Source organism: Pseudomonas sp. ZS1P83 (assembly GCF_054897825.1).
The window spans coordinates 3,967,054-3,982,019 of sequence record NZ_CM142706.1 but is presented as its reverse complement, the minus strand read 5'-3'; the positions used below and the strand labels follow the sequence as shown (position 1 = coordinate 3,982,019).

General features: G+C 59.5%; 10 protein-coding genes and 1 riboswitch. Of the genes, 8 read left to right on the top strand and 2 right to left on the bottom strand.

Annotation, left to right across the window (positions count from 1 at the left end):
* Positions 1-10: 10 nt before the first annotated feature.
* Entirely contained in the window at positions 11-4,726 is a 4,716-nt protein-coding gene (locus tag ACYZT0_RS18975; protein WP_462042507.1) for a dermonecrotic toxin domain-containing protein, read from the bottom strand.
* 285 nt (positions 4,727-5,011) lie between these two features.
* Between ACYZT0_RS18975 and ACYZT0_RS18970 the strand changes: the two genes are divergently transcribed.
* The 7 genes from ACYZT0_RS18970 to astE all read left to right on the top strand — a co-directional run bounded on the left by ACYZT0_RS18970 (position 5,012) and on the right by astE (position 12,858).
* Positions 5,012-6,232, top strand: a complete 1,221-nt coding sequence (locus ACYZT0_RS18970) for an aspartate aminotransferase family protein (RefSeq protein WP_462042506.1) — start codon at positions 5,012-5,014, stop codon at positions 6,230-6,232.
* A 200-nt stretch (positions 6,233-6,432) separates the two neighbouring features.
* Positions 6,433-7,452, top strand: coding sequence for an arginine/ornithine succinyltransferase subunit alpha (gene aruF / locus ACYZT0_RS18965; protein WP_462042505.1), 1,020 nt, complete (start codon positions 6,433-6,435; stop codon positions 7,450-7,452).
* A gap of 94 nt (positions 7,453-7,546) precedes the next feature.
* Complete coding sequence (astA, locus tag ACYZT0_RS18960; RefSeq protein WP_462042504.1) at positions 7,547-8,572, top strand: arginine N-succinyltransferase; 1,026 nt, start codon at positions 7,547-7,549, stop codon at positions 8,570-8,572.
* Entirely contained in the window at positions 8,569-10,038 is a 1,470-nt protein-coding gene (gene astD, locus ACYZT0_RS18955) for a succinylglutamate-semialdehyde dehydrogenase (RefSeq protein WP_462046602.1), read from the top strand. The genes astA and astD overlap by 4 nt, the downstream gene beginning before the upstream one ends.
* 144 nt (positions 10,039-10,182) lie before the next feature.
* Positions 10,183-11,529: an N-succinylarginine dihydrolase gene (gene astB, locus ACYZT0_RS18950; protein ID WP_462042503.1), complete on the top strand. Its 1,347-nt coding sequence runs from the start codon at positions 10,183-10,185 to the stop codon at positions 11,527-11,529.
* An 18-nt stretch (positions 11,530-11,547) separates the two neighbouring features.
* Positions 11,548-11,835: a hypothetical protein gene (locus ACYZT0_RS18945; RefSeq protein ID WP_033056735.1), complete on the top strand. Its 288-nt coding sequence runs from the start codon at positions 11,548-11,550 to the stop codon at positions 11,833-11,835.
* A gap of 12 nt (positions 11,836-11,847) precedes the next feature.
* Positions 11,848-12,858 (top strand): succinylglutamate desuccinylase, encoded by a 1,011-nt coding sequence (gene astE / locus ACYZT0_RS18940; protein ID WP_462042502.1) that lies wholly within the window; start codon positions 11,848-11,850, stop codon positions 12,856-12,858.
* Between the two features lie 122 nt (positions 12,859-12,980).
* On the opposite strand, the gene ACYZT0_RS18935 is transcribed toward astE, so the two are convergent.
* On the bottom strand, positions 12,981-13,490 hold the full coding sequence (locus ACYZT0_RS18935) for a 6,7-dimethyl-8-ribityllumazine synthase (protein WP_461977792.1): 510 nt from the start codon (positions 13,488-13,490) through the stop codon (positions 12,981-12,983).
* A gap of 102 nt (positions 13,491-13,592) precedes the next feature.
* Positions 13,593-13,763: riboswitch (FMN riboswitch) on the bottom strand.
* A gap of 196 nt (positions 13,764-13,959) precedes the next feature.
* Here ACYZT0_RS18935 and ltaE point away from each other — a divergent pair.
* Positions 13,960-14,964 (top strand): low-specificity L-threonine aldolase, encoded by a 1,005-nt coding sequence (ltaE, locus tag ACYZT0_RS18930; RefSeq protein WP_462042501.1) that lies wholly within the window; start codon positions 13,960-13,962, stop codon positions 14,962-14,964.
* The last annotated feature ends 2 nt before the right edge of the window (positions 14,965-14,966 follow it).

The following is a 14,966-nucleotide window of genomic DNA, read 5'->3' as shown; positions in this document are numbered from 1 at the left end:
CAAACGCGCCTTACTCGTCGACTTCGGACCCCTGCGAAGACGATATCTGCATCTCGCCGCGATTGATCACTTCTTCCACGCCGAAGTCCACGCCCGTATTCTGGTAGTAGTCGATCAGTCGTAGCAGGGCTTGCTCGGTAAACGGATTACCTCGAAGGCTAATGTTCTCCGCCACGTCCACCGGTAATTCCATGATGTCGCTCGGCACGTCGGTGATTGCGTTGCCGCTCAGGTCTGCCCAATCCAGCTCGGTGAACTTCAACAGGCCGTTGGGCATGTCGCTGATTCCGGTGTCGTGCAACAGGACTGTATCGAGGTCCGGCATCTGGCTCAGATCAGGTGTCTGCCCCAGTGGGTTGGAGCTCAAGTCGAGGTGGTCGAGGTGTTCCATTCCTGCCAACGCGTTTGCCGACTCCGCTGACAAACTGATGCGGCAATCGTGCAGCGTCAGCGAACGTAAGCGGCCCATTGTGAACACGGCGTCAGGAATGTTGCCCAGGTCACACTCGCGCAGCCGCAGACTTTTCAGATTGGGGAACGACTTCAGGAATTGTCCAATGCGCGTCACGCCGTCGGAACTTTCCAGTTCCAGCGCCGACACATGCTTGAAGTCAGCATTGAGGGTGGGAAGCTCCCCGTTGATCCGCGGGCTGATGATCAGTTCGAAGGTTGGCTCAAGTGCGTCGCCGAAATCATCCTGGTCCGTCTCAATACGCCAGCATCGCTCCAATAACTGTTTGAATTCGTCACGGTTGGTGTGCTCGATAAGCCGTTGCTGTTCACTGAACGGTTCACCGGTTTGTGGGTGCAGAGGCGGCAAGTCGGCTGTCCACGCAGCCAGATCGATGCTCAGCTGGGCGAGCTCCGCTTCCAGCCTTGTCAGCTCTATTCGGCCGTCTGCCAATGTGCCCGGCAGCTCGTACACATAGCCGCTCGCCTCTTCGTCTTCCAGGCTTGGAAACAGCGCCCTGGCTCGCGCTATATCTGCATCGGGTGCGCAAACGCTCAGATCGTAGGAGGTCTCGAAGTACTGCTGCTTGATCAGTTCTCGTGCCTGGTCGCTGAGCGGATTCTGCGAAAGGTGCACGCCGCGTTGCTCATACACCGGGCTGTCGAACAATCCGGGAGGCAACTCACTGATGTTGTTGTTCATCAACATGAGGGTGTTGAGCCTGGCATGTTGCAAGGTACTGGCGGGTATTTCCGTCAGGCCGGTATCGCTCAGATCCAGATGAACGAGGTCGGGCATTGTTTCGATGCTGGGTACGCCTTCCACCGGATTCCGGTAGAGATCCAGCATGACCAATTTTTTCATTGAGGACAGTTTTGACCAGGCGACGGCATCGAAATTGATTCCGCAATCGCTGAGGATCAATGTTTCCAGATTCACCATTTGCCCGATGGCATCGGGAAGCGTACCCAGGGTAAAACGGCGTAATTCCAATCGGCGAAGACCGGTGAAGTGCTGCAAAAAGCCGGGCACCCCATGCACGGCATGACTGCCGTCGAGGGCGAGCGACGACACGTGGCTGAACTCGGCCGTCAGGTTCGGCAGGTCGCCCGGGATCGCTTCAGTGAATCGCAGCACATACCGCTCGGTGCCGTCCGGTGCATCCAGTTCCCGATCGGACTGCCGTCGCCAGCTGCGCTGGATTTCCTGGGCCAGTAACCGCCGATTGTGTCGCACAGCCTGTTGCTCCAGATCGCTCAGCGGGAGCCCGGTTTCACGGTGGACGGTGGGGGCGTCACTTGTCCATCGCTCAAGATCTCCATGCAGTACGTGAAGTTCACTGGCCAGGCGTGACAGCTCCATGCGAGCGCCGTCGGGGTGACGTTGTAGCTGGGAGACGACGGAGCGCAGCTGTTCCTGAGTCAGGCTGGGATAAACTTCGCGAACCCTGTCATCGAGCGTCGGTGTAGATCGGTGGCTGCGACCGTAACCCTGCGTGCCACCGGGCAGGCGCATGGTCGTCGGGTCATAGAAGGGTTTTCGACGTGGGTTTTTTGCGAACAGCGTACGCAACTGCGGCCTATTCACCGCGTGCTCGACAATGCGTTGCTTCAACACTTGGCTGTCTTCGGCGCCGAGACCCAGCGCAGTGCGCTCCGCCTCCGGCAACGCCTGCAGGAGGGCGTGATAAAAATCGCCGGGTTGCTCATTGTTTTCATGGACCTGATAAGTGCCGTCGTCTGCCCGAACTATTGTTCTGACGGTCGGCGCTTCGGGCTGGCCAATGCTGTCGCGCAGTGAGCCGTCATAAGAAAAATCCTTGACTTCGATGCGCAGACCAGCGGGCCAGCCAGGCAACGATTCAAGGCTATGCAAAGCCAGTCGATGAGTGTCCGTCGTTTCCATGTCTTCCAGATAAAACCCTTCATAGGCTCTGGCGATACGCACGGCCTCCATGGCTTTGACTGCAACGTCCTTGAGGCGTTGAGGGATTCGACCGTTGTGCAACTGCTTTAGCTCGGTGCCGGATGCGTTGCTCACCAGTTCTTGTGCAATATCTGTCGGTAGTCTCTGAAATTCGCCGAGCAGAAGCTGGACCTGACGGTCATCGGTTTTTTCAAGTTCACGGTAGCGAGATTCGAACAGCGACAGGCGATGGTTCAGTGCCTGATAGCGTTCGGGATGGTCACTATCGGCCTGATCGATCAATGCCTGAATATCACGATCGATTTTGAAGCGCTTGATCGTGTCGGTCAGTAGCGAAGGCGGGCGATGGTTCTCGACGTGAATCTCGCGCACTACATTGTCGTGGAAGCCACTGATTCGCAGGACTTCTTCGCGCTCGGCTCTGTTGAACGACTCGACGCTGTGGCCGAGGCGGCGCATCACGGTTTCCCGGTCCCACGTCAAGGGTTGGTCCAGCGCTGTCTGCCAGGCGCCATGATCGTTGTGACGCAGGGGTGGCTGATAAGCATCGGTCCGGTGCGGATGCTGGATTTGAAACCGGCCAGTCTCGCTATCCGGTTTTACGGCATAAAGCTTATCTTCGAGGCGCAGCAGCGCTTTGCCCTGATGCTGATAAAGGCCTAGCTGATTGGGTTTGACTTCGGTTGGCAACATGACTGATTGCTCGTAAGGCGCGAGATCCGGCTTCCAGTACCGGGTTTGGCCTCCAGCAGTTTCGACGGGTTTGAGCGGCGAAATCAGCGCTACTGCTTCGCGAGATAACAGGCGGTTGAACGCACCGGCAGCCATGGCGCCGCCCACCGCGAATGTTCCGAGCTGAGTCACCGTCTCAACGATGCTCATCAAATGCCCGAAAGCTTCGGTTTTCAGGCTTTCTGTCCAGTCGACAATACCTTCGAAGGTGTCGTCCAGTACCTGATAGGCCATGTAGGCCAGCATCAACTCACCCATCAACGGAACAAATGGCAGGGCAATGAACGATGCCACTTCAAGAGTTGCAGTGGCGATTTTGCTGAAGGCGTCCCACCACGCCCATCGAGCGTTTCGATCGGCGCGGGCGGTGGAGACGGCGAGGGTGCGGGCATCATTGAGGATCTTGTTCAGTTGCTGGTGATAAAGGTGAGTCCATAGATTGGTTTTGATCGGGCTCACCGAAAAATCCAGTTTGGGCTTGTCGACCGGTGTGCCCAGCCAGCTGGGCAGGGGATCGCCGTGCTCGCGCTGATGCCAGGTGACGGTGCTGAGACGGTGGTCGAGATCGGCGAAAAAGTAAGCTCTTTCCTGATGACCGACGAATCGGCTGAAGAACGCCTGGTAAGCGGGGGAGCGCAGCTTGCGGGTCAGCTCTGTCAAGAATGCCTGTGCGTCAGGGTACTGTTTAAGCGGATGCTGCGGGTCGTCGGGGATATAGACGATGATCCGCCTTGCCTGCCGTGAGCACTCAAGTCTGGGCGAAAAAATGACGATGCCAGTCAACAATGAAGACATCATCGTCAGGTAATGACACTCCATTGGCTGGCCATCCAGCCGCATACCCGCGCGATCTTGTGCGATGCCGAGAATCGAACGGTAAGCGTCGATCGGCAGGTCCTTTCGAATGTGGGCCAGTTGCAGGGCCGTTTGCAGGGCAGCTTTTTGCGTCTTGATGACCTTCGATTTCACTACCGCGCCGGCCACGGGATTGGTCACCCCCAGATTATCGATGAGGTACGCCTCGTACTGACCACCGATATCCAGTTCCCGACATAACCGAGTGAAGCTCTGAATAGAAAGTTGGCGTTTAATCGCCGGCAACGTATTGAAGTGACCGGTGGGCGAGGGCTCGGTGATAAGCGTCGAAGCGGGCTCGTAAGCGTCCGGCTCGGTTTCTGAAGGCTGAAAATTGTGCAGGGCTGCATCGAGCAGCGATACCGTCCAGGCGCGCGCGGCGCCGGATTTGATCGGGAACCACGGGATGTTCTGAGGAACGTACAGACGCAGGAAAGTGGTCTTGACGTCCAGGTCGAGGCCGAAGCGGGATTTCAATGCGTCGCTCAGAAGCGGTTCGGCGAAGTCCCGGGCGTTTTGCAGTTTATTCAGCATCGCCTCCAGGCGATTGTGCAGGGTCAAGTGTTCCCCGCTGGCCAATTTCAGCGATTGATGTTGCTGACGGGTTGCAGTGGCATGCCAGTCAGGAAATTCCAGCGAGGCGTTCTTTAGCGCGCTGAGCGTCACAGGCGATGCTTTTAATACCCAGTCGGGCAGATTTTTGAACGCGTGGTGATAGTGCGCGTCCGGATGAGCGGCAAGCTCAAATTCGTGCAGATTCATCGCTAGTCCTTTAGCGTTTGGATAGAACCCAAGCAAAACAGACGATGAAGCAGGGCGTGCGGTACATATTTACCGCACAGCTCGACAACCCTGCCTATAACCTGTGCCGGCAGTTTAAACTGCGCCTTTGCGACGCTATTTGTCGCATTGCCGTAAACCCGGCTGAAACCGGGGTTTGCGCTATAAGAAGTTGTCGCTTGGCGGCAAGGCCGGGCTGAGAACTGTCCTTACAATCCTCACCAAGCTCGCCAGTTTCAGGCGGGTGTTCCTCATCAGGAGACTCCGATGTCCGTTGAGCACGCTGCGGTACAACGCGCCGATTTCGACCAGGTAATGGTTCCCAACTACGCGCCTGCCGCTTTCATCCCTGTGCGTGGCGCCGGTTCCCGCGTCTGGGACCAGTCTGGCCGCGAGCTGATCGACTTCGCCGGCGGGATTGCCGTTAACGTATTGGGCCATGCGCACCCGGCGCTGGTCAGTGCCTTGACCGAGCAGGCGAACAAGCTGTGGCACGTGTCCAACGTCTTCACCAATGAGCCGGCCTTGCGCCTGGCGCATAAGCTGATCGACGCTACATTTGCCGAGCGCGCGTTCTTCTGCAACTCCGGCGCCGAAGCCAACGAGGCCGCCTTCAAGCTGGCCCGTCGTGTCGGTTTCGATCGTTTCGGCAGCGAGAAGTACGAAATCATCGCCGCGCTCAACAGCTTCCACGGTCGTACGCTGTTCACCGTGAACGTCGGTGGTCAGTCGAAGTATTCCGATGGCTTCGGTCCGAAGATCACCGGTATCACCCACGTGCCGTACAACGATCTGGCTGCTCTGAAAGCGGCTATTTCCGACAAGACTTGCGCTGTGGTCCTGGAACCGATCCAGGGCGAGAGCGGTGTCATCCCGGCTGAGCTCGAGTACCTGCAAGGTGCCCGCGAACTCTGCACCGAGCACAACGCGCTGCTGATCTTCGACGAAGTGCAAACCGGCATGGGCCGCAGCGGCAAGCTGTTCGCCTACCAGCAGTACGGCGTGACCCCGGACATCCTGACCAGCGCCAAGAGCCTGGGCGGTGGTTTCCCGATCGCGGCAATGCTGACCACCGAAGACCTGGCTAAACATCTGGTCGTCGGCACCCACGGCACCACGTATGGCGGCAACCCGCTGGCGTGCGCTGTCGCTGAAGCCGTGATCGACGTGGTTAATACCCCTGAAGTGCTGGCCGGCGTCAATGCCAAGCACGACAAGTTCAAGGCTCGCCTGGAACAGATCGGTAAGAAGTACGGCCTGTTCACCCAGGTCCGTGGCATGGGCCTGTTGATTGGTTGCGTGCTGAACGATGCCTGGAAAGGCAAGGCCAAGGACATCTTCAACGCCGCTGAAAAAGAAGGCCTGATGATTCTGCAAGCCGGCCCCGACGTGGTTCGATTCGCGCCAAGCCTGGTGGTTGAAGACGCCGATATCGATGCCGGTCTGGACCGTTTCGAACGCGCCGCGGCCAAACTGACTCAAGCCTGATAGACCGTCGACGCCTGACATTTCAGGCGTCGAACCCATTTTTATGCCGGACCCGCTCTCTGTAGGAGCGGAGCTTGCTCGCGAAGGGGTCGTGTCAGCCACCGTCATCAACGGCTGACACACCGCCTTCGCGAGCAAGCTTCGCTCCTACAAGGGTTCGGCTTATTTCCCCCAAAAGAGTTTTGAAAAGGAGTGACACCATGCTGGTGATGCGCCCCGCGCAAATGGCTGATCTGGGCGAGGTACAGCGTCTGGCTGCGGACAGCCCGATTGGTGTCACTTCCTTGCCGGATGACGTTGAACGCTTGAGCGACAAGATTGCAGCAAGCGAAGCCTCGTTCGCCGCCGAAGTCAGCTTCAATGGTGAAGAGAGCTATTTCTTCGTCCTCGAAGACACCGCCACCGGCAAACTGGTGGGCTGTTCGGCCATCGTTGCGTCGGCCGGTTATTCCGAGCCGTTCTACAGTTTCCGTAATGAAACCTTTGTGCACGCCTCCCGCGAGCTGAAGATTCATAACAAGATTCACGTGCTCTCCCAGTGCCACGACCTGACCGGCAACAGCTTGCTGACCAGTTTTTACGTGCAGCCTGAGCTGGTGGGTTCAGCCTGGTCGGAACTCAACTCCCGTGGTCGCTTGTTGTTCGTGGCCAGCCATCCGGAGCGCTTTGCCGATTCGGTGGTGACCGAGATAGTCGGTTACAGCGATGAAAAGGGTGATTCGCCGTTCTGGGATGCCATTGGCCGCAACTTCTTCGACCTCAACTACGCCGCTGCCGAGCGTCTGTGCGGTCTGAAGAGCCGGACGTTCCTGGCCGAGCTGATGCCGCATTACCCGATCTATGTGCCGCTGCTGCCGGACTCCGCTCAAGAAGCGATGGGTCAGGTGCACCCACGGGCGCAGATCACCTTCGACATCCTGATGCGCGAAGGCTTTGAGACCGATCACTACATCGACATTTTCGACGGCGGTCCGACCCTGCACGCCCGTGTCTCGGGGATCCGTTCGATCGCCCAGAGCCGCGTAGTCCCGGTGAAAATCGGCGAGCCGGTCAAAGGCGCCGGCCGTCAGTACCTGGTGGCCAATGCGCAGTTGCAGGATTACCGCGCGGTATTGCTTGAGCTCGATTACGCGCCGGGCAAACCCGTGACCCTGGATCTTGAAGCGGCCGAAGCCCTGGGTGTCGGTGAAGGTGCCAGCGTGCGCCTGGTGGCGGTTTAACGCCTGCTGCCATGCCTGGAAAGAATGCCTGGAAAGAATCCTGGAAAGCAGCGAGTTTCACGGGTGGCGCAAGCGGCCCGTTTGAGGAGATAGCATGATCGTTCGTCCCGTACGCAGCAGCGATTTACCCGCTCTGATCGACCTGGCCCGCAGCACCGGCACCGGCCTGACCACGTTGCCGGCCAATGAAGAACGTCTGGCCCATCGGGTCGGCTGGGCCGAGAAGACCTTTCGCGGCGAAGCCGGGCGGGGCGATGCGGACTACTTGTTCGTACTTGAAGACGATAACGGCCGCGTGGTGGGCATTTCCGCCATCGCCGGTGCCGTCGGTCTGCGTGAGCCTTGGTACAACTTCCGGGTTGGCCTGACCGTCAGCGCTTCCCAGGAACTGAACATCTACCGCGAGATACCGACGCTGTTCCTGGCCAACGACCTGACCGGCAATTCCGAGCTGTGCTCGCTGTTCCTGCACGCCGACTACCGCACTGGCCTCAACGGTCGCATGTTGGCCAAGGCGCGGATGCTGTTCATCGCCGAGTTCCCGCAACTGTTCGGCAACAAGATCATCGCCGAGATGCGCGGCATGTCTGACAAAGCCGGACGTTCGCCGTTCTGGGAAAGCCTGGGTCGGCACTTCTTCAAGATGGAATTCAGCCAGGCCGATTACCTGACCGGTGTGGGCAACAAGGCGTTCATCGCCGAACTGATGCCGAAATTCCCGCTGTATACCTGCTTCCTGTCGCCGGATGCGCGCAACGTGATCGGCCAGGTTCATCCGGACACCGAGCCGGCCCTGGCCATGCTCAAGAGCGAAGGCTTCAGCTATCAGGGCTACGTCGACATCTTCGACGCCGGTCCTGCGGTGGAGTGCGAAACCGACAAGATCCGCGCAATTCGCGACAGCCAGGCGCTGGTGCTGGCCATCGGCACGCCGGGTGACGACGCCACACCGTTCCTCATTCATAACCGCAAGCGCGACGACTGCCGGATCACTGCTGCGCCTGCACGTTTCGCCGCCGGCACGCTGGTGGTCGATCCGCTGACCGCCAAACGTCTTCAACTCAACGCCGGCGATCAAGTGCGCGCCGTCCCGTTGTCCGCTGCCAGGGAGTCTAAATAATGAATTCGCTATACATCGCAGGTGAATGGCTGGCCGGCCAGGGTGAAGCCTTTCAGTCGCTGAACCCGGTCACTCAGCAAGTATTGTGGACGGGCGAGGGCGCTACCACCGCTCAGGTTGAATCGGCCGTGCAAGCCGCGCGCCAGGCATTCCCGGGCTGGGCGCGACGTACCCTGGAAGAACGCATCACAGTGCTGGAAGCCTTTGCCGCCGCGCTGAAGAACAACGCTGACGAACTGGCTCGCACCATCGGTGAAGAGACCGGCAAACCCTTGTGGGAAGCGGCGACCGAAGTCACCAGCATGGTCAACAAGATAGCGATTTCGGTGCAGAGCTACCGCGAACGTACCGGCGAGAAGAGCGGCCCACTGGGCGACGCCACCGCCGTGCTGCGCCACAAGCCACACGGTGTGGTCGCGGTGTTCGGGCCTTACAACTTCCCTGGCCATTTGCCGAACGGTCACATCGTGCCGGCGCTGCTGGCCGGTAACAGTGTGCTGTTCAAGCCAAGCGAGCTGACGCCGAAAGTCGCCGAGCTGACCGTCAAGTGCTGGATCGAAGCCGGCCTGCCAGCAGGCGTATTGAACCTGCTGCAAGGTGCTCGCGAAACCGGTATCGCCCTGGCGGCGAACCCGGGCATCGACGGTTTGTTCTTCACCGGTTCCAGCCGCACCGGCAATCACCTGCACCAGCAGTTTGCCGGTCGTCCGGACAAGATCCTCGCGCTGGAAATGGGCGGTAACAACCCGCTGGTCGTTGATCAGGTCGCAGACCTCGATGCTGCCGTTTACACCATCATCCAGTCGGCGTTCATTTCTGCCGGTCAGCGTTGCACGTGTGCCCGCCGCTTGCTGGTGCCGCAGGGCGCCTGGGGCGACACACTGCTGGCGCGTCTGGTGGCGGTCAGCTCGACGATTGAAGTTGGCGCGTTTGATCAGCAACCGGCACCGTTCATGGGCTCGGTGATTTCCCTTGGTGCTGCGAAAGCCCTGATGGATGCGCAAGAGCATCTGCTGGGCAACGGCGCCGTGGCGCTGCTGGAAATGACTCAACCCCAAGCTCAAGCCGCCTTGCTGACCCCAGGCATTCTGGACGTGACGGCCGTGGCTGATCGTCCTGATGAAGAGCTGTTCGGCCCGCTGCTGCAAGTGATCCGCTACGCTGATTTTGAAGCGGCGATCGCTGAAGCCAACGACACCGACTATGGCCTGGCGGCCGGTCTGCTGTCGGATTCCGAAGCACGTTATCAGCAGTTCTGGCTGGAAAGCCGTGCTGGCATCGTCAACTGGAACAAGCAGCTGACCGGTGCGGCGAGCAGCGCGCCATTCGGCGGTGTCGGCGCCTCGGGTAACCACCGCGCCAGCGCCTACTACGCGGCAGATTACTGCGCGTACCCGGTCGCTTCGCTGGAAACGCCGAGCCTGACCTTGCCGACGGCCCTGACCCCCGGCGTGCGGATGTCGTAAGACCGCTTTCGCGGGCAAGCCTCGCTCCTACAGGATTGTGCAAAACCTGCAGGAGCGAGGCTTGCCCGCGAAGTCCGCAACCCGGTCGCACTGAACAGATAGTTACTGATGCCTATAACAACAGATTCTCGTGGAGCCTCGCTGATGAAATCCTATGAAGTCAATTTTGACGGTCTAGTGGGGCCGACCCACAACTACGGCGGCCTGTCCTACGGCAATGTCGCGTCCCAGAGCAACAGCCAGCAGTCTTCGAACCCGAAGGAAGCCGCGCTGCAAGGCCTGGCGAAAATGAAATCGCTGATGGAAATGGGCTTTCAGCAGGGCGTGCTGGCACCACAGGAGCGCCCGGACGTGGCAGCCCTGCGTCGCTTGGGTTTCAGCGGCACCGACGCTCAGGTGATCGAGCAAGCTGCCAAAGAAGCCATGCCGCTGCTGGTTGCCAGTTGCTCGGCATCGAGCATGTGGGTGGCCAACGCCGCCACCGTCAGCCCGAGCGCCGACACCGCGGATGGCCGTGTGCATTTCACTGCGGCCAACCTGAACTGCAAATATCACCGCAGCATCGAACACCCGACCACCAGTCGCGTGCTGGGGGCAATGTTTGCTGACCAGAAGCACTTCGCACACCACGCCGCATTGCCAGCCGTGGCGCAGTTCGGGGACGAAGGTGCAGCCAACCACACCCGTTTCTGCCGTGAGTACGGCGAAGCTGGCGTCGAGTTCTTCGTGTTCGGTCGCAGCGCGTTCGACACCCGTTACCCGGCACCGCAGAAATACCCGGCCCGCCAGACCCTCGAAGCCTCCCAGGCGGTTGTCCGCCTGCACGGCTTGAGCGATGACGGCGTGGTCTACGCCCAGCAGAACCCTTCGGTGATCGATCAGGGCGTGTTCCACAACGATGTGATCGCGGTGGGTAATGGCGAGGTGCTGTTCTATCACGAGGATGCGTTCCTCGACACCGATCAGATGCTCGCTGAATTGCAAAGCAAACTCGCCAAAGTAGGTGGGAAATTTCAGTCGATCTGCGTACCGCGTTCCGCGGTAACCGTGGAAGACGCCGTTCGTTCCTACCTGTTCAATAGCCAATTGCTGTCGCGTCCTGACGGCTCGATGCTGTTGATCGTGCCGGAAGAATGCCGTGGCAACGCGCGTGTCTGGCAGTACCTGCAAGGCTTGACCAGCTCCGGCGGGCTGATTCGCGAAGTGAAAGTGTTCGATTTGAAGCAGAGCATGCAGAACGGCGGTGGCCCGGCGTGCCTGCGACTGCGCGTCGCGCTCAACGAAACCGAACTGGCGGCCGTCAACCCAGGGGTTATCATGACGGCACCGTTGTACGGCACGCTGACCGAATGGGTCGACAAGCACTACCGCGACCGCATGACCGAAAACGATCTCGCGGACCCGCAATTGCTGCTTGAGTGCCGGACGGCACTGGATGAACTGACGCAAATCCTTAAACTGGGCGCGGTTTATCCATTCCAGATCAATTGAAAGTCGAGAGCGTAAAACATGAGCGATACCCTGCAGCTGATCCTTGAAGACACCGACGGCACGCAACTGGAAACTTCCTGCACCCGCGTCGCGGTCATGTGGCAAGGCAAAGAGCTGTGGATTCAGCAGGATGGCCGCGGCCAACTGCTGATCGGCGTGGACGTCGAAGAAGGTGACGCTGAATACGCAAACCTGCTGCTGCGCCCATTGGCGACTAATCTGGTAAGTCTGCAACTGGAAATGGAACCGGCTGAAGTCGGTGACGAAGACCACGTGCACGGCCCGGATTGCGCACACGACCACTAAGGAAATCGCTCTATGCTCGCCCTCGGCAAACTGCTTGAACTGACCCTCGCCGGCCGCGAACCGGCGGAGAAGACTCAACTGACTGTCGAAGGCGTGCGCATGCGCTGGTTGAGCGAAGGTGCGCTGGAAGTCCGGCCACCGCAAGCGAGCGACCAAGGCCTGGACCTGCTGCTATCGGCCGGCATCCACGGCAACGAAACAGCGCCGATCGAATTGCTCGATCGCCTGTTGCATGACATCGCCCGCGGCGACTTGAAACCGCGCACACGTATTCTGTTCCTGTTCGGCAACCCGGAAGCGATTCGCAAAGGTGAGCGTTTCATCGAGCAGGACGTCAACCGGCTGTTCAACGGCCGTCACGAACAAAGCAGCGGCTCCGAAGCCCTGCGCGCTTGTGAACTGGAGCGGCTGGCGGCGAGCTTCTTCAGCTTGCCGGGCCGTAATCGTCTGCACTACGACCTGCACACGGCAATTCGCGGTTCAAAAATCGAGCAGTTCGCACTGTATCCCTGGAAAGAAGGCCGTCAGCATTCTCGCCTGGAACTGGCGCGGCTGCGCGCTGCCGGCATGGAAGCGGTGCTGCTGCAAAACAAGCCGTCCATCGTTTTCAGTTCCTACACCTACGACAAGCTCGGTGCGGAGTCCTTTACCCTCGAGCTGGGAAAGGCGCGGCCATTCGGGCAGAACGACGGGGTCAACGTTGATCTGCTGGAAACCCGCCTCAAACAGATTATCGAAGGCAGCGAGCCGGCCCAGACCGAAGAGGCGCTGGACGGTTTGCAGCTGTTTAGCGTGGCGCGAGAAATCATCAAGCACAGCGATAGCTTCCGCCTGAACCTGCCAGTGGACATCGAGAACTTTTCGGAGCTGGAAGTGGGTTATCTGCTGGCCGAAGACATCGCCCAAACCCGGTGGATCATTGAGGAGGAGGGTGCCCGGATCATCTTCCCGAACCCCAAGGTCAAGAACGGCCTGCGCGCCGGCATTCTGATTGTGCCGACCACCGACGAAAACCTCGCCTGATTGATCGTTCCCACGCTCCGCGTGGGAATGCAGCCCGGGACGCTCTGCGTCCCAACAGCGGGCGCAGAGCGTCCATTGAGGCGTTCCCACGCGGAGCGTGGGAACGATCAAGGTATGGTGTTTTAGACCGCTACCGCACGAGGCTCATTACGACGCAATGCACGCATCTTGTGCAGCGTATCCGCGCACGTCTTCGCCGCTTCCTGACCTTTATGCACGAAATGCTCGAAGAAGAACTTCTGATGTTCTTCGCCGGCATGGAAGTGGTGCGGGGTCAGGACTACCGAGAACACCGGCACTTCGGTTTCCAGCTGGACCTGCATCAGGCCGCTGATCACCGATTGGGCGACGAATTCATGGCGGTAGATCCCGCCGTCGACCACCAGACCCGCCGCGACGATGCCGGCATAACGACCGGACTTGGCCAGCAGCTTGGCGTGCAGCGGAATTTCAAAGGCGCCGCCGACTTCGAAGAAGTCGATCTCCGACTCCTGATAACCCTGAGCAATCATTTCGGCCACAAAGCCCTTACGGCTCTGATCGACGATTTCTTTGTGCCAGCAGGCCTGGATGAACGCAACGCGCTCGCCCTGATGGTTTTTGCTTTTGCTATCGATTGCGGTGGGTTGCATGTTCTGACTCCTGTTTATGTAAAAAACAGGGCATATGAATCGAATGGGATTTAAGGGTACGCACGCTCGCACGAATGCCTGCGGACGGCCCTTTGGCGCCAATCCCGTTCTCTCTTCATCCGGACTATGACCGTCGGCCCCGGGATCACACCGGGTCTGCTGACCTTGCCGCCATCACAGCCATTGCCGTGCCTGTCGCCAAGCGCTCGCGGGCTATGCGCATCGCGCGCAATTACCGCCGGTGGGGAGTTGCACCCCGCCCTGAGAACGTTTTGCCGCCAGATTGTTTGGCGGCGAAGCGTTTTTAACACATATTTCTCACCTGTGCATTGCTGCTATCTGATGATTGCTATCGACTTTTTCGTCAGTTCAGGAAACCTTTTCCTACTCAAGGGTTGATTATTCGACGGCATGACCGCAGTAATTCCTACCTGAAAGGGATTTTCCCCTGCAAACCGAGGCCAGATTCATGAGCGTTATCGATCTTCGCAGCGACACCGTCACCCAACCGACCGCAGGGATGCTAGACGCGATGGTCGCAGCAGCCACCGGGGATGACGTTTACGGTGAAGATCCGACGGTCAATCGTCTCGAAGCTGAACTGGCAGAAAGGCTGGGTTTTGCTGCGGCGCTGTTTGTCCCGACAGGCACCATGAGCAATCTGCTGGGCTTGATGGCCCACTGCGAGCGCGGTGACGAGTACATCGTCGGCCAGCAGGCTCACACTTATAAGTATGAAGGCGGTGGTGCAGCGGTACTCGGTTCGATCCAGCCGCAGCCACTGGAAGTGCAGGCGGATGGTTCGCTGGACTTGGCGCACGTTGCGGCCGCGATCAAACCGGATGACTTCCACTTCGCCCGCACCCGTTTGCTGGCGCTGGAAAACACCATGCAAGGCAAAGTCCTGCCGCTGGAGTATCTGGCCCGGGCCCGCAGTTTCACCCGTGAGCACGGGCTGGCGCTGCACCTTGACGGCGCGCGGCTGTACAACGCGGCGGTCAAGCTGGGTGTCGATGCCCGAGAGATCACTCAGTATTTCGATTCCGTCTCGGTCTGCCTGTCCAAGGGCCTGGGCGCGCCGATCGGTTCGGTGCTGTGTGGCTCGGCCGAGTTGATCGGCAAGGCGCGGCGCCTGCGCAAGATGGTCGGCGGCGGTATGCGCCAGGCCGGAATTCTGGCGGCCGCAGGTTTGTACGCGCTGGATAACCACGTGCAGCGTCTGACCGACGACCACGCCAATGCCCAATGGCTGGCCGAAGGCCTGCGAGCCGCGGGTTACGAGGTCGAGCCGGTGCAGACCAACATGGTTTATGTGCAGATGGGCGACAAGGCTGAGGCCATCAAGGCCTTTGCTGCCGAACGCGGGATCAAACTCAGCGCTGCCGGCCGCCTGCGCATGGTCACGCACATGGACGTCAGCCGCGCTCAAATCGAGCAGGTCGTCGCGACATTCGTCGACTTTTCTCGCAACTGACC

What these genes read in the sequence shown, in the direction of transcription:
- ACYZT0_RS18975 (WP_462042507.1), bottom strand. Translation starts at nt 4,726, where the DNA reads ATGAATCTGCACGAATTTGAGCTTGCCGCTCATCCGGACGCGCACTAT.
- astE (WP_462042502.1), top strand. Translation starts at nt 11,848, where the DNA reads ATGCTCGCCCTCGGCAAACTGCTTGAACTGACCCTCGCCGGCCGCGAA.
- astA (WP_462042504.1), top strand. Translation starts at nt 7,547, where the DNA reads ATGATCGTTCGTCCCGTACGCAGCAGCGATTTACCCGCTCTGATCGAC.
- astB (WP_462042503.1), top strand. Translation starts at nt 10,183, where the DNA reads ATGAAATCCTATGAAGTCAATTTTGACGGTCTAGTGGGGCCGACCCAC.
- aruF (WP_462042505.1), top strand. Translation starts at nt 6,433, where the DNA reads ATGCTGGTGATGCGCCCCGCGCAAATGGCTGATCTGGGCGAGGTACAG.
- ACYZT0_RS18945 (WP_033056735.1), top strand. Translation starts at nt 11,548, where the DNA reads ATGAGCGATACCCTGCAGCTGATCCTTGAAGACACCGACGGCACGCAA.
- ACYZT0_RS18935 (WP_461977792.1), bottom strand. Translation starts at nt 13,490, where the DNA reads ATGCAACCCACCGCAATCGATAGCAAAAGCAAAAACCATCAGGGCGAG.
- ltaE (WP_462042501.1), top strand. Translation starts at nt 13,960, where the DNA reads ATGAGCGTTATCGATCTTCGCAGCGACACCGTCACCCAACCGACCGCA.
- ACYZT0_RS18970 (WP_462042506.1), top strand. Translation starts at nt 5,012, where the DNA reads ATGTCCGTTGAGCACGCTGCGGTACAACGCGCCGATTTCGACCAGGTA.